Source organism: Polaribacter filamentus (assembly GCF_002943715.1).
In the GTDB taxonomy this organism is placed as follows: Bacteria; Bacteroidota; Bacteroidia; order Flavobacteriales; family Flavobacteriaceae; genus Polaribacter; species Polaribacter filamentus.
The window spans coordinates 2,178,471-2,201,120 of record NZ_MQUA01000013.1; the positions used below are offsets into that span (position 1 = coordinate 2,178,471).

General features: G+C 31.7%; 17 protein-coding genes and 1 pseudogene. 17 read left to right on the forward strand and 1 reads right to left on the reverse strand.

Annotated features, from left to right (window positions below):
* The first annotated feature begins 92 nt into the window (after window positions 1-92).
* The 7 genes from BST83_RS11990 to BST83_RS12020 are packed head-to-tail and all read left to right on the forward strand — an operon-like array spanning window position 93 to window position 9,630.
* The gene (locus BST83_RS11990) at window positions 93-1,928 is read left to right on the forward strand and encodes a WS/DGAT/MGAT family O-acyltransferase (RefSeq protein ID WP_104809991.1); all 1,836 of its coding nucleotides are present in this window, start codon (window positions 93-95) and stop codon (window positions 1,926-1,928) included.
* The gene (locus BST83_RS11995; RefSeq protein WP_104808319.1) at window positions 1,928-2,863 is read left to right on the forward strand and encodes an alpha/beta hydrolase; all 936 of its coding nucleotides are present in this window, start codon (window positions 1,928-1,930) and stop codon (window positions 2,861-2,863) included. Before BST83_RS11990 ends, BST83_RS11995 begins: the two co-directional genes overlap by 1 nt.
* Before the next feature lie 9 nt (window positions 2,864-2,872).
* A complete protein-coding gene (locus tag BST83_RS12000) occupies window positions 2,873-4,033 on the forward strand; it encodes an alpha/beta hydrolase family protein (RefSeq protein WP_104809992.1) in 1,161 nt (386 codons plus the stop codon).
* Between the two features lie 2 nt (window positions 4,034-4,035).
* The gene (locus BST83_RS12005) at window positions 4,036-7,281 is read left to right on the forward strand and encodes an HAD-IB family hydrolase (RefSeq protein WP_104808320.1); all 3,246 of its coding nucleotides are present in this window, start codon (window positions 4,036-4,038) and stop codon (window positions 7,279-7,281) included.
* A gap of 13 nt (window positions 7,282-7,294) precedes the next feature.
* Window positions 7,295-8,296: an NAD(P)H-dependent glycerol-3-phosphate dehydrogenase gene (locus BST83_RS12010; protein ID WP_104808321.1), complete on the forward strand. Its 1,002-nt coding sequence runs from the start codon at window positions 7,295-7,297 to the stop codon at window positions 8,294-8,296.
* A 10-nt stretch (window positions 8,297-8,306) separates the two neighbouring features.
* A complete protein-coding gene (locus BST83_RS12015; protein ID WP_104808322.1) occupies window positions 8,307-8,819 on the forward strand; it encodes a hypothetical protein in 513 nt (170 codons plus the stop codon).
* Between the two features lie 7 nt (window positions 8,820-8,826).
* Complete coding sequence (locus BST83_RS12020) at window positions 8,827-9,630, forward strand: AfsR/SARP family transcriptional regulator (RefSeq protein WP_104808323.1); 804 nt, start codon at window positions 8,827-8,829, stop codon at window positions 9,628-9,630.
* A gap of 377 nt (window positions 9,631-10,007) precedes the next feature.
* On the opposite strand, the gene BST83_RS12025 is transcribed toward BST83_RS12020, so the two are convergent.
* A complete protein-coding gene (locus tag BST83_RS12025; RefSeq protein ID WP_104808182.1) occupies window positions 10,008-11,051 on the reverse strand; it encodes an IS5 family transposase in 1,044 nt (347 codons plus the stop codon).
* A gap of 215 nt (window positions 11,052-11,266) precedes the next feature.
* Between BST83_RS12025 and BST83_RS12030 the strand changes: the two genes are divergently transcribed.
* From BST83_RS12030 to BST83_RS12075, 10 genes and pseudogenes are all read left to right on the forward strand, one after another.
* Entirely contained in the window at window positions 11,267-11,524 is a 258-nt protein-coding gene (locus BST83_RS12030) for a hypothetical protein (RefSeq protein ID WP_104809993.1), read from the forward strand.
* A gap of 83 nt (window positions 11,525-11,607) precedes the next feature.
* Complete coding sequence (locus tag BST83_RS12035; protein ID WP_104809994.1) at window positions 11,608-12,438, forward strand: helix-hairpin-helix domain-containing protein; 831 nt, start codon at window positions 11,608-11,610, stop codon at window positions 12,436-12,438.
* A gap of 30 nt (window positions 12,439-12,468) precedes the next feature.
* On the forward strand, window positions 12,469-12,759 hold the full coding sequence (locus tag BST83_RS12040) for a hypothetical protein (protein WP_104809995.1): 291 nt from the start codon (window positions 12,469-12,471) through the stop codon (window positions 12,757-12,759).
* A 119-nt stretch (window positions 12,760-12,878) separates the two neighbouring features.
* A complete protein-coding gene (locus BST83_RS12045; RefSeq protein ID WP_104809996.1) occupies window positions 12,879-13,541 on the forward strand; it encodes a TetR family transcriptional regulator C-terminal domain-containing protein in 663 nt (220 codons plus the stop codon).
* Between the two features lie 2 nt (window positions 13,542-13,543).
* A complete protein-coding gene (locus BST83_RS12050; RefSeq protein WP_104809997.1) occupies window positions 13,544-14,854 on the forward strand; it encodes an ABC1 kinase family protein in 1,311 nt (436 codons plus the stop codon).
* 50 nt (window positions 14,855-14,904) lie between these two features.
* The gene (gene udk / locus BST83_RS12055) at window positions 14,905-15,510 is read left to right on the forward strand and encodes a uridine kinase (protein ID WP_104809998.1); all 606 of its coding nucleotides are present in this window, start codon (window positions 14,905-14,907) and stop codon (window positions 15,508-15,510) included.
* Entirely contained in the window at window positions 15,511-15,849 is a 339-nt protein-coding gene (locus tag BST83_RS12060; RefSeq protein WP_104809999.1) for an FtsB family cell division protein, read from the forward strand.
* Window positions 15,830-17,185, forward strand: coding sequence for a methylmalonyl-CoA mutase subunit beta (locus BST83_RS12065; protein ID WP_104810000.1), 1,356 nt, complete (start codon window positions 15,830-15,832; stop codon window positions 17,183-17,185). The genes BST83_RS12060 and BST83_RS12065 overlap by 20 nt, the downstream gene beginning before the upstream one ends.
* Window positions 17,178-19,280: a methylmalonyl-CoA mutase gene (scpA, locus tag BST83_RS12070; protein WP_104810001.1), complete on the forward strand. Its 2,103-nt coding sequence runs from the start codon at window positions 17,178-17,180 to the stop codon at window positions 19,278-19,280. The genes BST83_RS12065 and scpA overlap by 8 nt, the downstream gene beginning before the upstream one ends.
* A 227-nt stretch (window positions 19,281-19,507) precedes the next feature.
* Window positions 19,508-22,641: pseudogene (locus BST83_RS12075) on the forward strand (cytochrome c biogenesis protein).
* Window positions 22,642-22,650 lie beyond the last annotated feature (9 nt).

The window sequence follows — 22,650 nt, forward strand, 5'->3', positions numbered from 1 at the left end:
AATTATTTATCTTGCAGAGTTGCAAAATTTTTCAAAAAAAATATATTCTCTTTCATTTTCAACTAAAACCGAATACGTAAACTTAGAAATACATGGCTAATAAGGTAATTAAAAATCTTTTACAAGAAGTTTTAGACAGTTCTATGCAACAAGTATCTGGTCAAGATGCGACATTTTTGTATGCAGAATCGCCAACGAGTCCTATGCATATTGCCACCTTAACAATTGTTGAAGGTTCTATAGCATTTAATGATTTTAAAGAAATCGTAGCCTCAAAACTACATTTAATTCCGAAATTCAGAAAGAAACTTTTAAATGTTCCTTTGAATTTAGACTATCCTTATTGGGTAGATGACCCTAATTTTGACATTGATTTACACATCAACAGGTTAAAACTTCCTGATCCGGCAAACTGGAAAACCTTAAGAGAAATGACTTCTTCCATTTTTAGCAGTCCTTTAGACTTAAGAAGACCTTTGTGGTCTATCGATTTTATTGAAGGTTTGGATGAAGTTTCTCAAGTTCCTAAAGGTTCAATTGCCATTGTGTCTAAAATTCATCATGTAATGATTGATGGAAGTTCTGGCGTTGGCATTATGAGTATTTTATTTGATAAAAGCGAAGATGACAAAAACAAGAAGCCTTCTCCGCCAAAACCTTACGAGCCAGAACCTTTGCCAGACGAAATCAGTTTACTCATAAAAAGTACCTACGGATTTTTTAAAAATCCTTTAAAAGTCCCTAAATTAATTGGAGAGACTGCATATTCTTTCTTAAAAGTAAAAATGAATAGCCAGCTAAAAATTAAAAGATCTTCGCTTAAAAGTACATATGCAACACCAAAAACTATTTTTAACGAATCTGTTTCTCCGAAAAGAACTTGGGGAACCGCTATTTTATCTTTTGATAGAATTAACACACTGCGCAAAATTATGGACGTTAGTGTTAACGATTTAATTTTAGCAATTTGCGCGGGAGCTATTAGACGATATTTAGAAGAAAGAGAAAAATTACCCGTTCAACCTTTGGTTGCAAATGTTCCTATTTCAATTCGTGTAAAAGGTGAAGAACACGAGATGAACAATAAGATTTCTAATATGTTCGTTAAAATTGGCACACATATTAAAAATCCAATAGAGCGTTTAGAATTTATATATGAACAAACTAGTGTAGGTAAGTCTAAACATAAAGCAGTTGGCGCTAAAGCACTTTCTAAAATGGCAGACGCTGTGCCTTTTGGGCTGGCAAATTTGGCTGCGAGTTTGTATAGCAAATACAATATTAAAGAATTTCATAGACCTCCTTTTAATGTTACCATTACCAATGTTCCTGGACCACAAAATCTGTTATATTTAAAAGGTCATAAAGTTGTAGGTATTTTTGGATTAACGCCTGTTTTAGACGGCTTTGGATTGATTATAGCCGCATTTAGCTACAATGGTTTGGTTTCTATAACCACTACTTCGGACGCTAAAACAATGCCAGATGCTGATAAATTTTCTAGATATATTAGAGAATCTGCAAATGAATTAGAAGTGCTTATTTTAGCAAAAGAAAAACAAAAAACGGTTGAAAAAGTTCAAAATATTAAAAGTTCTGTGTTTTTTACGGCTTTTAAAAAGTATTTAAATGAAGATGAAAAACGAAGACAAAAAGCTACTGGTTTGTATGATTTTGATCTAAATTTAGGTAACTCAGAAATCAATTATCAGCTAGCAGTTTTAAAAGAAAGTGTTTCCGTTAAAAAGAAAAAAACTGCAAAACCTGTTGTAAAAATTGAAATTGATGATGATAATTTAATCAATCTTTATAAAAAGAATTTAGTATTACAAGAAGCCATCATTCAAGAAAGAGTAAAACTTACAGGTACTAAAAAGAACATTGATAAATTCTCGCAACTACTTTCTGAATTTTTAGAAAAAAATTAATGAGTTTTACGACCAGTGCATACAAAACAATTGATGATGAAACCATTTTTTATTACAAATGGCCATCAAATAGAAACAACCCTATAAAAGGAATTGTACAAATTGCTCATGGGGTTGGTGAACACGCAGGCAGGTACCATCCAATAGCAGAAAAATTACAAAATGAAGGTTTTGAAGTCTATGCAAACGACCATAGAGCTCATGGAAAATCAGTGAAAAGTCATGATTATTTAGGCTATTATGATGGTGATAATTATTTTTTGGATGCTTTAAATGATATGCGCCAACTTACAGAAATCATCCAAAAAGAACATCCAAATAAAAAAATAATTTTGTTTGGTCATAGTATGGGTTCTTTATTGAGTAGAGAATATACTACCAAATATGGTGCTGATTTAGAAGCGTTAATTTTATCCGGAACGGCAAGTTTTATGAAAGGTTTGGGGCCTGTGGGCCTTTTTAGCGCAGACATTTTAGGCAAAATTAATGGCAAACATAGAAGTAACGAGTTATTAAAAAAGCTGTTCTTTACACAATTCAATAAGAAATTTAAACCGAACAGAACAAAAGTAGATTGGATCAGTAGTGATGCGCGTCAGGTAGATTTGTTTGAAGCCGATCCGTTAAGAATTGAAGATTTTTCTTTAAGTGTTTTTCGAGATATCTTGAAAGGGACTAAGAAGATTAATAAAATTCAAACTTTTGAAAGCACGCCAAAAGACTTGCCTATTTTAATTTTTTCGGGCGATAAAGATCCAGTTGGAGAAATGGGAAAAGGAGTCAAAAAAGTGGCAAATGCATATGAGAAAGCGGGCATTAAAAATCTAACGCTAAAACTTTACGAAGGTGGTAGACATGAAATGCTGAATGAAATTAATAAAAATGACGTTGAACAAGATGTCATTAATTGGCTAAATGATAGAATTAAGGTATAAATTAGAAAAATGGAAAACAACAAAACGCTCTATACATCCTTTACAAAACTTGCCCTAAAACTTGCCATGTCTAAAGGCATGACTTTAAAAAAAGCAAAGGAAATCGTTATTCTAAAGTTTGAACTACACCCTTTTGAAAAAATGATTGTTGGCCTTATTGATGAACGTAAACTAATAAAAAAAGAGATCCATACACTATTAGACGAATGTATATCTGTTTGCGAAGATTTTGGACCTGATAGAGATTATGTAACTTTAATTATTGTTTTAGATAGAATAAGCAAAGTAAAGGCAACTAAAAAAGGTACCGATGACATTGCAAATCAAGTGCTAATCGCCTTCAAAGAAAAGATTGAAGAAATAAATACAAGAATAGAATCTCCTCCATTATTTAATGTGATTTTAGAAACGAGATCTGTTGTAGAATGGGTTTCTATGTTTGGTATTTATCCTTTTATACCAAAGCACAAAGCGAGTAAAAATAGACCCGTTTTATTAATGCCGCCTTATTTAGGAAATGATTTATCTACCACTTTTGTAAGAAATTACCTTAAATCTGTTGGTTTTAAAACGTATAAATGGGAGCTTGGGGTAAATATGATTAACTCAAAATCATTACCAAAATTGATAGAAAAGTTAGACGAAATCTTTGAAAAACATCAGGAAAAAGTAAGTCTTGTTGGCTGGAGTGGCGGAGGAATTTTTGCAAAAATAATTGCGAACAGACATCCTGATAAAGTAGAACAATTAATTACAATTGGTTCTCCTGTTTGGGGCGTTAAAAACATGAAAACCCCTGTAGTTAGGTCTTTAGAATTTTTAAGAGGACGAAAATTAAAGGAAAGAAATGATAAATTTATTAAAGAATTAGAAGAAATTCCAGATGTACCCGTGACCTGTATTTACACAAAAACCGACGGTCTTTTGCCTTGGAAACATTGTATGGAAGCTGAAACATTAAGAAAAGATATAAAAAATATCGAAGTTTTTGGAAGTCATTGTGGAATGGGTGCGAATGCATCCGTTTTATTAACCGTAGCCAATTCTTTAAACACGAATATTACAGGTAAAAAACCAAAAGGTATCATGACTAAGGTTGAAAGTTTATTTTTCCCTAAATTCTGGGAACAAAAAGGAATATCAAAATTTACAAACCTCTTTTTTAGTTAAGTATGGAACATCGTTTACAAAATATTATAGAGCATCCTAAATTTCAAGAAAAGCTTCAAGAAATTGCAACAGCTCAAGAAATTGAATTTTCTGAAATTCAAAAACAAGGAGCTGATTGTATTGCAGAATTGTATTCTCAACAGCATCCTATTGCAAACATGTTGTCTCTAAAAGGGTTTCAATTTATGATGTCTAAAGCGTACAATAACAAAATAGATATTGATCCTAAAGAAATAAAAAAATTGATGAAATTAATGCGACAAAACTCTGTTGCGTTTATTTTAACACACAAAACCTATTTAGATACTGTTGTTTTAGTAACCACTTTAGCTAGATATGGAATGCCAATTCCGTATACTTTTGGAGGCATCAATCTTGCTGTTCCTGGTTTTAAACAATTGGGGAAAAAATCTGGTTTAATTTTTATCCGAAGAAGTTTTAAAGAAGACCAAATTTACAAAGCTGCTTTAAGACATTATATTTCTTGCATGATAGAAAATGGCGATCATTTAACTTGGAATATCGAAGGCACGCGCTCTAGAACAGGTAAGATTGTCTATCCTCAAATGGGGATTTTAAAATACATCATGGAAGGTGAAAAAGAAAGCACACGAAATATAAAATATGTACCCGTTTCTATTGTGTATGATTTAATTCCGGATGTTAAAGAAATGACTGAAGAAGGCAAAGGAGTCGCAAAAAAATCTGAAAATATTAGTACTTTTATCAACTACTTTAAAAAGCTAGGAAATGAATATGGCAAGGCAGCGATTCGATTTGGTGAGCCTGTAGATGCCGGCGATCACCAAAATGCCATCATACCGGATATTGAAGAAGACAGTTATTCAGACACAAACACATTGCCGCGTTTTGCTTTTGAATTGATTCATAATGCAAATATGATAACACCAGTAACGACTGTATCACTGGTTTGTAATGTACTATTAAACAATTTTTCACTTACTAAAAATGAGATAGAAATTAGCGTTATTCAACTAATGAATTATATTGAACAACGTAAAAAAGATGTTTTAATTGAACGAGGAAAAAGCATTGGTGCATCGGTGCAAAAAGCTTTAAATTTATTACAAAGTTCAGGCATTATTCAAAAAAATAAAGCAGGCTATAAAACACAGTATAGTTTAACTTCCTCTGAGTTTTTGTCAGCAACCTATTATGCAAACATGGCTTCTGCACATTTGTATCACAGAGCTTTTATAGAAATGGCTTTGGTTCAAATTAAGGATGAAGATTCTCCCAATAGGATTCTTTCTTTTTGGACAGAAATTATGCGTTTAAGAAACTTGTTTAAATTCGAATTTTTCTATACAAATAAACCGAAGTTTAGCAGTGAAATTGAAGCCGAATTATCGTTGTTTGATAAAAATTGGAGAGCAATTATTAGTAACCCAAAAGGAGATATAAACGGATTATTGGCAAGACAAGAAATGTTTGTTTCTAAAGGATTGTTATTAATCTATTTAGAAGCCAACAAAGTAGTCTGCCAAACTTTACATTCTTGGGATTTAGAAGATGAATTTACAGATGAAGATTTTATACAATTGTGTCTTTTTAAAGGAAGAGAATTGCATTGGCAGAATAGAATTAGCAGATTAGACAGTTTATCTACGCCCTTTTTAGTGAGTGCTTTGCGTTTGGCAAAAAACAGTAAACTAACTCCGTTTGATAAAAAAATAGATATCAAGGAATTAGATGTCTGGATGGATTTGCTAGAAAATCTTACGGAACGTTTGCGATTTTTACAAAAATTAGAAATTGTAAATACGAAGAAATTAATCAGTAAAAGAAAAGAGGAGAGTGAAGTTGTTCCTGGTGCCGAATTAAACAGTATTTCTGAAGATGTTTTAGAGGATGAAGAAGGCCCGCATATTGCAGCATTTTTTGATTTAGATAGAACGTTAATCAATGATTTTTCTGCTAAACAATTTTTAAAATCTCGCTTATTAAGTGGTAAATCCACTGTCAAAGAATTGCTTTCTCAATTTGCTACCGTTTTAGTATATGCAGCAGGCAATAGGGATTTTGAAATGCTTACAAAAATTTCTGCTTTGGGCGTAAAAGGTATCAAAGAAAAACAATTTATAGATTTAGGTGAAGAAGTATACCAAGAACACTTGGCAAACACTATTTATCCTGAGGCAATTGCATTAATTGCATCTCATGTAAAAAGAGGACATCAAGTCGTTATTATTTCTGCCGCAACGCGTTATCAAATTACACCAATTGCAAATGAGCTTGGTATCAAAGATATTTTCTGTACAGAAATGGAAGTTAGAAAAGGAAAATTTACGGGAATCATTTCAGAAATGTGTTGGCAAGAAGGAAAAGCGAGGGCTGGTAGAAAATTTGCAAAATCTAATAACATCGATTTATCAAAAAGTTTTTTCTACACCGATAGTATTGACGATTATCCTTTATTAGAAATTGTAGGCAAACCAATTGCTACAAATCCTGATACTAAATTATCACAATTGGCTTTTGAAAACGATTGGAAAATTCTTCGTTTTAAAGAAAACAAAAGAAAACCTTTGGTTAACGGATTAAGAACTGGCTTAGCTGCTGCAAGTTTATACCCATCTGCATTAAAAGGGATTCTAAAAGGAACCTTATCATTATCTCATAAAGAAGGTATAAACGCAACCATTTCTAGTATTGGAGATTTAGGAACTAGATTGGCCGGTTTAGATATTGTTGTAAAAAATAAACATAATTTAGAAGATCATAGACCAGCAGTTTTTTGTTTTAATCATCAATCGTCTGCAGACTTTTTTATCATTTTAAAATTATTAAGAAAAGATGTTACTGGTATCGCAAAAAAAGAATTAGAAATGACTCCTTTTGGCCCACTATTTAAAGCAATGGGCGCAATATTTATAGATAGAACTGACAAAGATAAAGCGTTAGAATCAATGAAAAATGCTTCAGAAATCCTAAAAAAAGGAACATCAGTTGCCATTGCTCCAGAAGGCACAAGAAGTGGAAGTAAAACTTTAGGGAAATTTAAAAAAGGTGCTTTTCACTTAGCGATAAAAGGTGGCGTTCCAATTGTGCCAATTGTTATTAAAAACGCATATATGGCAATGCCAAAAGGAAGTAAAATATTTAAACCTACACATATTGAAGTAGTGGTTTTAGATCCTGTAGACACTTCTGAATGGAAACCAAAATACATAGATAGCTATGTTGAAGAAGTTAGAAACTTATTTTTAAAGGAATTAGAGAACTAATAAAACTAAAATTATGAAATTAAAAGTTGGATTATTGGGCGGCGGTTCTTGGGGAACAACTGTTGCCTCCTTAACTGCAAAAAATAGCCTCACAATTATTTGGGCAAGAAACCAAGAAATAGTCGATGAAATTAATGAGCATCACACAAATAGCAAATATTTACCTAATGCTAAATTAACACATTCTTTAAGAGCATCCGTTTCTATAAAAGAAACGGTTGAACATGCAGATGTTATTGTTATGGGTGTTCCTTCACAAAGTTTCCGTGAAGTTTTAGAAGAAGCAAAACCACATATTAGACCTTGGGTTCCCATCATAAATTTAGCAAAGGGATTGGAAATTAGCACCAAAATGCGAATGACAGAAATAATTGAAGAATTAATGCCTGGTCATCCAATTGGTGTTTTAACAGGTCCTAATTTAGCTAAAGAAATTCATTTTGGAAAAGCCGCCGCTGCAGTAATTGCAATGGTGGATCATTCAATTGCACAAAGTTTACAGTCGGTATTTAGTTCGGGTTTATTTCGTGTGTACACAAATGATGACGTTATTGGGTGTGAGTTAGGCGGTGCTTTAAAAAACATTTATGCAATCGCCACAGGAATGGGAGATGGTTCAAATGCTGGAGATAATACACGCGCTGCAATTATAACTAGAGGTTTAGCAGAACTTACCCGATTAGGAATTGCGATGGGTGGTAAAAAAAGTACTTTTTCTGGTTTAGCAGGAATGGGCGATTTAGTTGCAACGTGTTCTAGCACCAAAAGTAGAAATCATCATGTTGGTTTTCAATTAGGAAGAGGCAAGAGCTTAGATCAAATTATTAGCGAAATGGACGAAGTTGCTGAAGGTGTAAAAACAGTAAAAGTAGTTATGGAACTAGCTAAACATTATAAAATTGATATGCCAATTGCCAAAGAAATTTACAAAGTTCTCTACGAAGGTAACAACGTAAATGATGCTTTTAAAGGTTTATTAAAATACGAAACTGGCTCTGAAAAAGAACCGGGTTAAAATTAAAGTCATGACAAAAAAACAAGACCAAACAGCCTCTTTTATGGTTCGTTTTAACCAACGAATCTTTGAAGAAAATGGCGAATCTAAACTGCAATGGCGTGGTAAGATTTCTCATATTCAAGATGGTGATGAGAAAAGATTTTCAGATTTTAACGATGCCTTACTTTTTATGCAGCAAAAGTTAGGCGAATTAACGGAAGAAGCTACAAAACATCAAACTACTGAGGAACAAGAAAGTATTCTTAAAAAAAGCTATTCTATGTGGAAAACCATTAGGGATTTTGGTCCAAAAGTAATTAGAGACACCTTAAAAGATCCTAAAAAACAGTTTATACATTTACAAGATGAACTTCAAGATAAAATAAGCACATTTAGCGAAGAAATATCAGAGAAAGTGCAAATTGATCAATGGAGAAATGCTTCAAGATCTGATTTTAATAAAATTCAAAGTCAAATAGAAAGCTTATCATCAGAAATAACAAAACTTGTTACAAAAGTAGACGCTATAAAAAAGAAATAGTTGCGCTATGTTTAACGCTCTTCAACAATTACAAGAATTACAAGCCTTTCAAAAAGATGCACAAATTCGCATTGAAACTTTAGGGCATTTTTGTGTGTGGAGAAATCATCAAAAGATTGAAAGTAAAGAATGGGCAAGAGATAAAACGATTCAATTATTGCAATATTTAGTTTCTAATCGAAAAAGAAATGCACTTCATAAAGAAAAAATTATGGATGGCCTCTGGGAAGAATGGAATGATCGAGATTTTAAAGTGGCGCTTCACGGAATCCATAAAGTTTTAGAACCAGAGAGACTTTCTAGAACAGAATCAGAATATATTATAAGACAAGGTGTTAGTTACCAAATAGATTTAGAAAAAGTTTGGATTGATGTCGAAGCCTTAGAAAAATACATTATTATTGGTAATGAAGCTTTTATTGTTGACAAATCTATTTCTAAAATAGCCTATAAAGCTGCAATAGCATTATATAAAGGATCTTATTTACCCAACAGAATCTTCGAAGATTGGACCTCCGAAGAAAGAGAAAAAACACAACTTTTAATTTTAGGCGCTTATATCACCTTAGCAGAAATTTTACTAGAAGAAAATCCGTTAGAAAGTATCCGTTTGGCGCAAAATGCTTTGGCTATTGATGCAACTTGGGAAGACGCATACAGAATACAAATGCAAGCGTATATTATTAAAGGCAACAGACCTCAAGCGATCAAAACGTATATGAAATGCCAAGTGATTTTAGAAGAAGAGTATGGAATTTCCCCGCTTCCTGAAACAAAAAAATTATTGAAAGAGATAGAGGAAATACATTAAATATTTAAGACACGGATTGCACAGATTTACGCGGATTGTTGCTTTGAGTTGAATCTGCTGCTGTAAAAAAAGACAAGGGTTTAACGAATTACACAGACCCTCGCTTAACTCTAATATTGTGGATAGAATAAAAAAAATACCAATCAATTTTAAATTTTATTTTACAATTTAACATGTTTCATCCGTGAAAATCTGTGAAATCCGTGTCTAAGAAAAATTAAAGACTTTACATGGTTCATATAATACAAGACCGTTGCAAAAAGCGAACTTAATTATTTTTACTTTTTAGAGTTCCCTTTTTTTTAGCTACAACATCGATTATGCTATTTTTTTTCTATTTTAAGTGAGTAAATGCCTTTTTTAGGCTTCATTTTTCCTTAATTTTTACAATTAGACGCAAATATCCCTGGACTTCGATATAAATTATAGCACATTGCCTCCATCAAATTTTGTGTATGCATTTTTTTCATCCCTCTGTATCTTGCAATTCCACCTTTAAACCATAATTTTATTCCTCCAAAAGTACGTTCTACTTTAAACCTTGTTTTTCCTATTAATTTATTGAATCTAGTTTCCCATTTTGTTAACGGTTTATTTTTTACCGCCTTTTTAAGGATATGATTCTTTAAATTACGCTTCTTTAAAATCGCAACATTTTTCTTTGATTGGTACCCTTTATCTGCCTTTAGAGGGATGTCTTTTGGTAATACCACATTTACAGTTTCTAGAACTTCCTCCAAATTTGCAATCTCATTTTTGCTGGCAGTTGTGGTTAGTACTCCTAGAACGAGTCCTTCGTTATCCGTTACATGATGCTTTTTAAACCCAAAATGGTACTTTCCTCTTTTCTTTAACCAAGTACCCTCTTTATCGACACTATCTGGATATTCTTTGTGTACTTCTACTTGGTCTGCACAGCGGTCTTCGGTTACCTTAAAATTTGTTTTTCCTTTTGGTCTAAGTGGCGTATCTATTACACTAGCGTCTATTATTAAACCTGTTTTTACAATGATATTATGTGCTTCTAGCTGTTTGTTTATGGAGGTAAATAATTTTTCGAAGGTTTGTGTTTTGGTTAATGCGGTTCTAAACCTACTTAAAGTACTATGATCTGGAGCAACCTGTTCAATGGTCATCCCACAAAAATAACTAAAGGAAAGACTGTCATTTATTCGGTCTTCAACTTCATAATCGCTTAAACCATACCAACTTTGTAAAAGACACATTTTAAAAAGTAATGTCCCATCATAAGAAGGCTTGCCAGTGGCACTTTTTCCTTTTAAATAATCATTATTTATTAGGATAGAGATCGTATCCCAATCGATAAGGGTGTTTATTTGGGTGAAAAATGTCTTTTTAATTTTTCTTGCTCGTAAATCACAAATGCTATCGGCTAAAGTTGGTTGTTTTTGTATTTTCATACACTAAATTTACAACTTAATATACTTACAATCATATATTTAACATAAATAATAACGTGTTATTTTTGTGCTTTTTATTAGGTACTTCCTTGCAACGGTCTTAATACGTGAAATCTATATCAAAAGAACTTAAATCTTCCATAGCATGTATTTGTAACTCATTTGCAACTCCCTCTTTCTAAATTTGCATTAAATTAGTATTAAAACTAAAAAAGATGAAAACAATTTATAAAGCAAATATTAAAGAAAAAACATTAAAATTAAACAGTTTTGCTCTAAAATCTACTGAAAAAGTGATTTTAAAATCAATTGATACTGCAGAAAATTTACAAGAGTTAACTTCCAAAAAACTAAGAAGCATCTTCAAGTTTACAGCAAAGCAACAAGATAATTTCTTTAACAACCTTGAAAAAGGAAAAGGAATGATTTGGAAAAAGCTTAATAAATCATTAGACTTTTTTACCAAAAACTAGTTTGTAACTCATTTGCAACTTACATCACTTAAATTTGCAACATAAATACCAATAAAAAAGTAAAAACTTAAAACACACATATTATGACAACTAAAAAAGAAAACACACTAGGAAAAGCAAAAGCAATCGTTAAAAAAATTAATACTGATTTAATTGATGCTTCTTTCAACGCTATTGAAACTACCGTAAAAACCGGTGAAAAATGGCAAAAATTAACAGCTAAATTAATAAAGAAAGCAGAACCTTTAACAAAACAACAAATTAATATGGTTGTTGAAACTGCCGAATCTATTAAAGGTCAGTTAGAAAATAGTACAGAACGTTTAAAAACATTAGTTGGCTATGACCCAAAAATGGTTGAAAACGCAAAAAAAATGATCTCTAAAAATCCTTTAGTTGAGAAAGCTGAAGCGATGAAGAACAAGATTGAGAAAGAAGTTGCAAATAATAAATTAGTAAAGAAAGCAGAAAAAATGTCTTCTAAATTAAAAAAGAATATCTCTGAAACAATTGAAAATGTAAAAGATAAGATCGAAGATTATACAGAAGATATATTGGATGACGTGAAAGAAAAAGTAAGCGCCTTTACTGAACCAAAAAACGCTCCAATTAAAAAAGTAGTAGCAAAAAAGGCACCTACAAAAAAGAAAGTAGTCGCTAAGAAATTAGAAATCGTAGAAAAAGTAATTGTTGTAAAAACGGATGTTATCAATGATTTAAAAGTTATTAAAGGTATTGGTCCGGTTTTGGAAAAAAACTTAAATGAATTGAACATTACGTCGTACGATCAAATTTCAAAAATGACGATTGAAGACCTAACGAAGCTACTAAATGGTGCAGGAATCAATGCCAAAATTTATGATCTTGAAGGTTGGAAAGCACAAGCAACATTGGCGTTAAAAGGAGCATTATAATAAATATAACAACATTAAAAAAATACTATTATGACCACAAGAAAAATAAGCACAGTAAAATTTACAGAAAAAATTAAGACAATTTTAAAAACTGCAAAAACATCTGTAACAAAAGCAAATGAATATGCGTTAAACACAACCGAAGAAGCAATTACAGAGACGATTAGCGTTGCAAGTGAGTGGCAACAAGTTGTTGATAAAGCATTAAAAGGCGGCGTAAAATTATTAGCTAATCAGCAAAATATTATTTTTGACACTTTAGAATCTTACAAGAATCACTTTGTTAGTGGTAAAAAAAGATTAGGCAAAATATTTGCTTAAATAATATTCCCAACTTTCTATAAAAACCAAGTTAATTTTTAACTTGGTTTTTTTGTTTTAATACCTTGTTTTTCTTTAAACAACAAAAGGTTTCGTATTTTTACACTTTAAATCTTTATATGACAAAAAAGAAAAATATTTCTAAATTAGACGTCCTAACAATGTACATGGATTTTGTTGTAGAAAACCAACAAAAGCCAACGGATGTAGAGGAATTCTGCGAAAGTGTCCGATTAGAAGAAGACCAATTTTACAGCCATTTTAAATCTTTAAAAAATGTAGAAAAAACAGTTTTTAAAGAACTTTTTAAAAACTCAATAGACGTTTTAAATGAAAGTGAGGAGTTTCTTGCTTTTGATAAAAAAAACAAACTCATTAGTTTATATTTTACATTTTTCGAGAATCTAAACCTTAATAGAGAATACGTTTTAATCGCATTAAAAGGATGTAAAAACAAATTAAAATCCTTTGGAGCACTTTCTGGTTTAAAGAAAAATTTTATTGCTTTTGTAGATCATTTAGATTTATCTGAAAGCATTTTACCTATTGATGGTTTAGAAAAAGTACAAAGAAAATTCATTAACGAATCTGCTTGGATTCAACTTTATTTAACCATACAATTTTGGTTAGATGATACTTCTGAATCTTTCGAAAAAACAGATATTTTAATAGAAAAATCAATCAACACCAGTTTCGAACTTATAGAAAACAAATTTTTAAAGAATGTGTTTGACTTAGGAAAGTTTGTTTATCAAGAAAAGTTTCAAAAAAAGGTGATTTAAGTATGAAAAAAGCAAGTAAAATTCCCATTTCAAAAATACAACGTGCAACTAAATTAGTGGCAACTGGTGCCAAGGTTGGTGTAAATTATTTAAAATATTACGGTAACAAAATTACAAATACAGAAGAAGAAGCCAGAGATAAATTAAACAAATCGAATGCAGAAGACATTTATGACAGCCTAAAAGACTTAAAAGGAAGTCCGCTTAAAGTTGCGCAAATGTTAAGTATGGATAAAAGCTTTTTGCCACGAGCGTATGTAGAGAAATTTTCTCTAGCGCAGTTTTCTGTGCCTCCACTTTCTGAAGCATTAGTTTTAAAAACGTTCAAAAAAAGTTTTGGGAAATTTCCATCAGAAATTTATGACGAATTTGACTTAAAAGCATACAATGCAGCAAGTATTGGGCAAGTTCATAAAGCTAAAAAAGACGGAAAAGAACTGGCTGTAAAAATTCAATATCCAGGAATTGCAGACAGCATAAAATCTGATTTAGCATTATTAAAACCTTTTGTTCTAAGAATGTTCAACATGAAAGGTAAAATGTCTGATGATTATTTTCTTGAAGTTCAAGATAAATTATTAGAAGAAACAGATTATATTTTAGAAATAGATCAGAGTCAAGAAATTGCAGATGCGTGCAAACATATCCCAAATTTAATGTTTCCGAACTATTATAAAGATTTGTCTTCTAAACAGATTATTACCATGGATTGGATGAAGGGAATTCATCTTTCTGAGTTTACGAATATCAATACAAGTCAAGAAAAATCAAATAGTTTAGGTCAGGCTTTGTGGGACTTTTATATGTTTCAAATTCATAATTTAAAGAAAGTGCATGCAGATCCCCATCCAGGAAACTTTTTAATTTCTGAAGATGTGCAACTAATTGCATTAGATTTTGGTTGTATAAAAATAATTCCATTAGATTTTTATACTCCGTATTTCGTTTTGGCAAGAGAAGATACCTTAGCTGATAAAAAGCTTTTCGAAGAAAAAATGTATGAATTAGAGATTTTATTACCATCAGACAGTAAAGAAGAATCAACCTTTTTTAGTGCGATGTTTCATGAAATGTTAAGTATTTTTACACAACCTTTTCATGCAGAAACGTTTGATTTTTCTAGTGAAGAATTTTTTGCTCAAATATCAGAATTTGCCGATAAGTTTGCAAAAAGCACCGAGTTAAGGTCTTACAATGCAAGCAGAGGTTCTAAGCATTTTATTTATATGAATAGAACGTTTTTTGGTTTGTATAACTTAATGTTCGATTTAAAAGCAAAAGACATTAAAATTAATAATTTCATCAATTTATAAAAAGTTTATTATTTTAGTAAAATAATTTTTAAAAAAATCAATTAAAATATATGCTAATTATAGGTATTGCAGGTGGAACTGGAAGTGGCAAAACGACAGTGGTAAGGCAAATTATAAAACATTTACCTACTGATGAAGTTTGTGTAATATCACAAGACTCTTATTATAAAGTTACAGATAGTTTGTCTTATGAAGAACGAAAAAAGATAAATTTTGATCATCCAAGAGCGATTGATTTTGAGTTAATCGTAAAACATTTAATTGCATTAAAAGCTGGTGAAATTATAGAACAGCCTATTTATTCTTTTGTAACCCACAATAGAACGATAGATACTTTAAAAACACATCCTCGAAAAGTTGTCATTGTAGAAGGAATTTTAATTTTTAACAGTGAAGAATTGCGCAATTTGTTTGATATTAAAATATTTGTACATGCAGATACTGATGAACGTTTAATACGAAGAGTTAGAAGAGATATTAACGAAAGAGGAAGAGATATTGACGAAGTTTTGAATAGATACCAAGACACTTTAAAGCCTATGCATCAACAATTTATAGAGCCAACAAAGAATTATGCAGATATTATTATCCCTAATGATCGTTTTAATACTGTAGCCATAGATATTGTTAGAACTGTAATAAATGAACGTTTATAAATGAAGTTTTTTGATCGTTTAAAGAAGAATCCGTTTTATAAAATTCTTACAAACATTTTTGTGCTATTTTTTATTCCTTTTATAATATGGATGCTTTTTTTTGATGATAATTCATATTTAGTCCATCGGGAATTTAACAAGGAAATTGAAGATTTAGAAAGCACGATCACTTTTTATGAAGAGAAATTATTTTTAGACAAAGAGATGATCAAAAACCTTCAAGATTCTTTACAATTAGAGCGTTTTGCAAGAGAAAAATATTTAATGAAAAAAGAAAACGAAGATATTTATATTATTGAATTTGATACCATAAAAAATAATGAGCAATTTTCTATTTGATGAATTTGAACCAGTAACTCCTTCGGCTTGGAAACAAAAAATTCAAGTAGATTTAAAAGGAGCTGATTATAATGAAACCCTACTTTACAAAACGGATGAAGGTATTATTGTAAGGCCTTTTTACACAAAAGAAGACCGAACAAATTCAAAAATAAATCTTCCTAAAAAAGGATTTAATATTTGTCAAACTATTTTTATTGATGATGAAAAAATAGCAAATTCTTTAGCTTTAGATGTTTTAAAAAGAGGCGCAAATTCCATTCAATTTAAAGCAGTAAAAAAGTTTGATTATCAGAAGGTTTTAAAAAATATAGACATTAAGTCGAATACTATTTATTTTCAATTGTCTTTTTTGGATGATGACTTTCAAATAGAACTTTCTACCTTTTGCGATTCAGAAACTGTTTATTTTCAAACTGATATTCTTGGCAATTTAGCTGAGAATGGCAATTGGTTTATCAGCCTTAAAGAAGATCACAGAAAGCTAGAAAACATGGTTTCCTCAACCAAAAACTGTATTTCAGTTTCCGGTGATTTGTATCAAAATTCCGGAGCAAATAGTGCACAGCAGTTAGCTTACACACTTGCACATGCAAATGAATATTTAGCTCATTTTGGAAAAGCGGCTGCAGATAAAATCCATTTTACTTTTTCTGTGAGTAGTAATTACTTTTTTGAAATTGCTAAATTACGAGCCTTTAGAATTTTATGGGAAACGCTTTTAAATGAATATGAAGTAAAAAATGTAGCCGCACATATTTTTACGCAACCTAGTTTGCGAAACAAAACATTATATGATTACAATGTGAATATGCTGCGAACTACCACAGAATGTATGAGCGCTATTTTAGGTGGTTCCAGCACAATTTCTAATGTTTCTTATGATGCTATTTATCATAAATCGAATGAATTTGGAAATCGGATTTCTAGAAATCAGTTGCTAATTTTGCAACAAGAAAGTTACTTACAAGAAGCACAAAATTTTGCTGATGGCTCTTATTACATTGAAACAATTACAGAGCAATTAGCCGAAAAAGCATTGTTAATTTTTAAACAAATCGAAAAAGCTGGCGGATTTTTACATCAACTAAAAGCGGGAGCCATCCAAAAGAAAATATCCGAAAGCGCTTTAAAAGAGGATGAAAACTTCACGAGCAAAAAAATTATTTTATTAGGATCAAATATGCAATTAAATGCAGCCGATAAAATGAAACATGACTTAGAATTGTATCCTTTTGTAAAACAGCGAAACATTAAAACGATACTTATACCCATTAATAGAAAACGCCTTTCTGAAACTTTAGAAAAAGAAAGATTAGCCCAAGAAAATGTCTAGAAAATCATTCGAACATATCAGTTTAAAAAATTCAGAATCTAGAAATCACAGTTCAGGTAAACAACTCAGAACTCAGAACTCAGAACTCAGAACTTTTGCACACGAAGATTTTGTAGCAGGAATTGCCCCAAATTTAAGAGGTCCGTATGCTACAATGTACGTAATTAGACCTTGGACAATTCGCCAATATGCAGGTTTTTCTACCGCCGATGAAAGCAATGCTTTTTACAAACGAAATTTAGAAGCTGGTCAAAAAGGATTATCAGTTGCGTTTGATTTAGCAACGCACAGAGGGTATGATTCAGATCACGAACGTGTGCAAGGAGATGTTGGTAAAGCTGGTGTAGCCATTGATTCTGTAGAAGACATGAAGGTTTTGTTTGATCAAATACCTTTAGATAAAATGTCGGTTTCAATGACTATGAATGGCGCTGTTTTGCCCATTTTAGCCTTTTATATTGTCGCGGCAGAAGAGCAAGGAGTTTCTCCTGATCAACTATCTGGAACCATTCAAAATGATATTTTAAAGGAGTTTATGGTGCGAAATACTTACATCTATCCTCCTTCTCCATCCATGAAAATTATTGCGGATATTTTTAAATATACCAGCAAAAATATGCCAAAATACAACTCTATTTCTATTTCTGGATATCACATGCAAGAAGCGGGTGCAACTGCAGAAATTGAATTGGCATATACGCTAGCAGACGGATTAGAATATATTAAAGAAGGAATTGCTGCAGGAATGGATATCGATTCTTTTGCGCCAAGATTGTCCTTCTTTTGGGCAATTGGCATGGATCATTTTACAGAAGTTGCAAAGTTAAGAGCCGCAAGAATGTTGTGGGCAAAAATTGTAAAGAAATTCAATCCGAAAAACCAAAAATCACTCGCACTAAGAACACATTGTCAAACAAGTGGTTGGTCTTTAACAGCGCAAGATCCTTTTAACAATGTTGCAAGAACTACAATCGAAGCGATGGCTGCGGTTTTTGGAGGCACACAAAGTTTACATACAAATGCCTTGGACGAAGCAATTGCTTTACCCACAGATTTTTCTGCACGTATTGCAAGAAACACACAAATATTTCTACAACAGGAAACGAAAATTACCAAGACCGTAGATCCTTGGGCGGGAAGTTATCATGTTGAACAACTAACAGAGGACATTGCCAACAAAGCTTGGAAGTTGATTAAAGAAGTGGAAGATTTAGGCGGAATGACCAAAGCCATTGAAAAAGGAATTCCGAAATTGCGAATTGAAGAAGCTGCTGCAAAAAAGCAAGCAAGAATTGATAGCGGAAAAGATGTAATTGTTGGTGTAAATAAATATCAATTAAAACAAGAAGATCCTTTACATATTTTAGAAGTTGATAATGAAGCAGTTCGTAAATCGCAAATTGAAAGATTACATCAACTAAAAGCTGATAGAAATACTGAAGAAGTTCTAAAATCTTTAGTAAATTTAACAACTGCTGCAAAATCAGGTGAAGAAAACTTACTCGAATTAGCAGTAAAAGCAGCAAGGAACAGAGCTACTTTAGGGGAAATATCCGATGCTTTAGAAGTTGTTTATGGTAGACATAAAGCAGTTACAAAAACCATATCTGGTGTGTATAGTAAAGAAATAAAAGAAGACAAACTATTTAAAAAAGCAGCCGAATTAGCGAATAAATTTGCTGATTTAGAAGGAAGACGTCCAAGAATTATGATTGCCAAATTAGGGCAAGATGGTCACGATCGCGGTGCAAAAGTAGTTGCAACGGGTTATGCCGATTTAGGTTTTGATGTTGATATTGGTCCACTTTTTCAAACACCAAAAGAAGCTACAAAACAAGCTGTAGAAAACGATGTTCATATTTTAGGAATTTCGTCTTTAGCCGCAGGTCATAAAACATTAGTTCCGCAGGTAATAGCAGAACTTAAAAAATACGGACGAGAAGATATTATGGTTATTGTTGGTGGGGTAATTCCCGCGCAAGATTATCAATTTCTTTTTGATGCTGGTGCCGTTGGTGTTTTTGGCCCAGGAACTAAAATTGCACAAGCAGCAATCGATTTATTGACTATTTTAATTGATAGTGTTGTAGAGTAATATTTAACTTTAATAACTATAAATTTTATTTTAAAGCCTATCGATTTGTCTTGTTTCAATTAGAGTAGTCTATTAAAGTTATTCTAAAAAAGTACAAATGATATCAAATCAAAATAGCTTATTACTCAATTTTTAACACTTCTTAACAACAAAAAACATCTTATCAGTATCAAGTCTTATTGCTTTTATCCTTATTTTTGCATGACTTTTAAAAGCAACAAATTCAGATGAAAAAAATTTTCAATTTCCTCTACTCAACACGATTAACAGCAGTCTTATTTATTGTTTTTGCAGCTGCAATGGGCGTTGCAACTTTTATAGAAAATGACTATGGCACGCAAACTTCTAAAGCATTAGTTTATAACGCTTGGTGGTTTGAAGCGATTATGGTCTTTTTTATGATCAATTTTTTGGAAACATATTTAGATACAGATTGTACAAAAAAGAAAAATGGGCTACATTAATGTTTCATTTATCTTTTTTATTAATTCTTGTAGGCGCTGCAGTAACAAGATATATTGGTTTTGAAGGTATTATGTTGATTGATGAAGGTCAAACTACCAGTCAATTTTTATCAGAAACCACCTACATAAATGTTATTGTTGATAATAATGAAGAGCAAAAAACAGTTCATAAACCTATTTTACTTTCTGCTTGGGGCAAAAATTCTTGGTCTTATGCAGCTGCATTTAGAGACAAAGAATACAAAGTAAATTTAGTTGATTACATCCCTTGGGCAGAGAAAAAATTAGTCGATGATGAAAATGGAGATGAGTATTTATTTTTCGTGGAATCTTCTAGCGGAAGCAGACATGAACATTATATAAAATCTGGTACGATTCAAAATATTCACAATATTCTAGTGGGGTATAATGCTCCAGACAATTCAGCATCTATAAATATTTTTAAGAGAAATGACTCCTTAAAAATTAATGCAAAAGAAGCTGGTACTTTTCAAGTTATGGCAACCCAAGAAAAAGGAAACTTGACAAAAGACAGCACTCAAGATTTTAAATTGCGTTCTCTTTACAATGTTCATGGATTGCCTTTTGTAGTGCCTCAATACCCTAGCAAAGGAGTAATGAAAACAATTAGTGGCGTTAAAGATGACAAAATGTTAGATGTTGTTGTATTAGATATCATCACTAATAACGAAACAAAAAGAGTAGAACTTACAGGTGGGAAATTTAATAGCGACGATACAAAAGAATTTACCTTGAATGGATTGAATTTTAGAATCTGGTATGGAGCGAAAATATTAGAAACTCCTTTTAAAGTAAAACTGAATGATTTTCAGCTAGAAAAATATCCAGGATCAGAAAGTGCTGCTTCATACGCAAGTGAAGTAACTGTAATTGATGATAATGAAACCTTTGATTTTAAAATTTTTATGAATCATATTTTAGACCATAAAGGTTATAAGCTATTTCAGGCTAGTTATGATTTATCCGGAGAAAAAGAACAAACGCATCTTTCTGTAAATCATGATTTTTTGGGAACCTTAATTACATATTTAGGATATTCATTTTTATACACAGGTATGATTTGTATCTTCTTTGCAAAATTTACACGATTTGATGATTTAAAAAACTCGTTAAAGAAAATTAGAAAGAAAAAAACAACAATGTCTGTTCTATTCGCTATTTTCGTATGTTCTTTTAGTTACAGCCAACATGAAAATGGCCATGGCGCTAGCAGAATTTCTGATCAACAAGTTGATTCTATATTAAAATCTAATTTAGTTTCTTTAGAACACGCAGAAAGTTTTAACAAACTAGTAATTCAAGATGCTGGTGGACGAATGAAACCTGCGCATACTTTTGCTTCAGAACTTGTAAGAAAAGTTAGTCAAACAGAGACTTTATATGGCATGGAACCTAGTCAGGTTTTACTGTCTATTATAGAAAACCCAAAGCTTTGGTATGAAGTTCCTGCTGTTTTTTTAGAGAAAGGAAATACAAAAATTAGAGTACAATTAGGTTTACCTGAAACTGCCAAATATGCCCGTTTATCAGATTTTTTTACAGATAATGCAACTTATAAAATTAGAGAAGACGTTGCCGAAGCACAAAAGAAAAGTGTGAAGAGTTATTTTGATAAAGATTTGATTAAAATTGATAAAAGAGTTGGCTTATTATATGGTGCAATTGGTGGTGGAATTTTAAAAATTTACCCTATTCCTGGTGACGAAAATAATAAGTGGGTTTCACAACCAGAAACCTCGTCAACAGAAGGTTTTAAACCACAAGATTCATTCTTTGTTCGCAGATCTTTAAATCTTTATGTGCAGTTATTGCAAACGGCAAAAAAAACAGGCGATTATACAAAAGCGAATCAGATTTTAGCGGGTATAAAAAAATATCAGGAGAAATTTGGGTCAGAAGTTCTTCCTTCAGATAGGCAAGTCGAATTAGAAATCGCGTATAACAAATACAGTGTTTTTACAAAATTGGTGCGTTATTATGGCTTTGCGAGTTTACTTTTAATACTATTTGTAGTTGCCCAGATATTTAGTACTAAAAAATGGATTAGTTATGTTGTAAAAATCTTAATTGGTGTTGCTGTCTCTTTATTTATACTGCATACTTTAGGCTTAGCTGCCAGATGGTACATTAGTGGAAACGCACCTTGGAGTAATGCATACGAATCTATCATCTTTGTAGCCTGGGCAACCATGTTATTTGGATTATTTTTGGGTAGAAAATCTGCTTTAACCATCACTGCAACTACATTTATTACTGCAGTTACACTATTTTTTGCAAGTCAAAGTTGGTTAGATCCAGAGATTGCAAATTTACAACCGGTATTAAATTCTTGGTGGTTAAAAGTGCATGTTTCAATAATTGTGGCAAGTTATGGTCCTTTCACTTTAGGATTAATTTTAGGAATATTCTCTCTTTTCATAATGCTTTTCACCAATGAAAATAACAAAAAAAGAATGGATGTTCATATTAAAGAACTTACTGTTATAAACGAAATGGCAATTACAGTTGGGCTTGTTATGCTAACAATTGGTACTTTTTTAGGCGGAATGTGGGCCAATGAGAGTTGGGGTCGTTATTGGGGTTGGGATCCAAAGGAAACTTGGGCACTAATTTCTATTATGGTGTATGCTTTTGTTTTACATATGCGTTTAATTCCTGGTTTACGAGGAAGATATACCTTTAATCTTTGGTCTATCATTGCATATGCATCTATTATGATGACTTATTTTGGTGTAAATTTCTATTTATCTGGATTGCATTCTTATGCGAGTGGAGATCGAGTAATTACACCAACAACTGTATACTACTGCATAGGATTTGTTGCCATTCTTGGAACATTTTCTTGGTTTAAATATAAAAAATATTACAAGAAATAGTGTAGTACC

What these genes read in the sequence shown, in the direction of transcription:
- BST83_RS11990 (WP_104809991.1), top strand. Translation starts at nt 93, where the DNA reads ATGGCTAATAAGGTAATTAAAAATCTTTTACAAGAAGTTTTAGACAGT.
- BST83_RS11995 (WP_104808319.1), top strand. Translation starts at nt 1,928, where the DNA reads ATGAGTTTTACGACCAGTGCATACAAAACAATTGATGATGAAACCATT.
- BST83_RS12000 (WP_104809992.1), top strand. Translation starts at nt 2,873, where the DNA reads ATGGAAAACAACAAAACGCTCTATACATCCTTTACAAAACTTGCCCTA.
- BST83_RS12005 (WP_104808320.1), top strand. Translation starts at nt 4,036, where the DNA reads ATGGAACATCGTTTACAAAATATTATAGAGCATCCTAAATTTCAAGAA.
- BST83_RS12010 (WP_104808321.1), top strand. Translation starts at nt 7,295, where the DNA reads ATGAAATTAAAAGTTGGATTATTGGGCGGCGGTTCTTGGGGAACAACT.
- BST83_RS12015 (WP_104808322.1), top strand. Translation starts at nt 8,307, where the DNA reads ATGACAAAAAAACAAGACCAAACAGCCTCTTTTATGGTTCGTTTTAAC.
- BST83_RS12020 (WP_104808323.1), top strand. Translation starts at nt 8,827, where the DNA reads ATGTTTAACGCTCTTCAACAATTACAAGAATTACAAGCCTTTCAAAAA.
- BST83_RS12025 (WP_104808182.1), bottom strand. Translation starts at nt 11,051, where the DNA reads ATGAAAATACAAAAACAACCAACTTTAGCCGATAGCATTTGTGATTTA.
- BST83_RS12030 (WP_104809993.1), top strand. Translation starts at nt 11,267, where the DNA reads ATGAAAACAATTTATAAAGCAAATATTAAAGAAAAAACATTAAAATTA.
- BST83_RS12035 (WP_104809994.1), top strand. Translation starts at nt 11,608, where the DNA reads ATGACAACTAAAAAAGAAAACACACTAGGAAAAGCAAAAGCAATCGTT.
- BST83_RS12040 (WP_104809995.1), top strand. Translation starts at nt 12,469, where the DNA reads ATGACCACAAGAAAAATAAGCACAGTAAAATTTACAGAAAAAATTAAG.
- BST83_RS12045 (WP_104809996.1), top strand. Translation starts at nt 12,879, where the DNA reads ATGACAAAAAAGAAAAATATTTCTAAATTAGACGTCCTAACAATGTAC.
- BST83_RS12050 (WP_104809997.1), top strand. Translation starts at nt 13,544, where the DNA reads ATGAAAAAAGCAAGTAAAATTCCCATTTCAAAAATACAACGTGCAACT.
- udk (WP_104809998.1), top strand. Translation starts at nt 14,905, where the DNA reads ATGCTAATTATAGGTATTGCAGGTGGAACTGGAAGTGGCAAAACGACA.
- BST83_RS12060 (WP_104809999.1), top strand. Translation starts at nt 15,511, where the DNA reads ATGAAGTTTTTTGATCGTTTAAAGAAGAATCCGTTTTATAAAATTCTT.
- BST83_RS12065 (WP_104810000.1), top strand. Translation starts at nt 15,830, where the DNA reads ATGAGCAATTTTCTATTTGATGAATTTGAACCAGTAACTCCTTCGGCT.
- scpA (WP_104810001.1), top strand. Translation starts at nt 17,178, where the DNA reads ATGTCTAGAAAATCATTCGAACATATCAGTTTAAAAAATTCAGAATCT.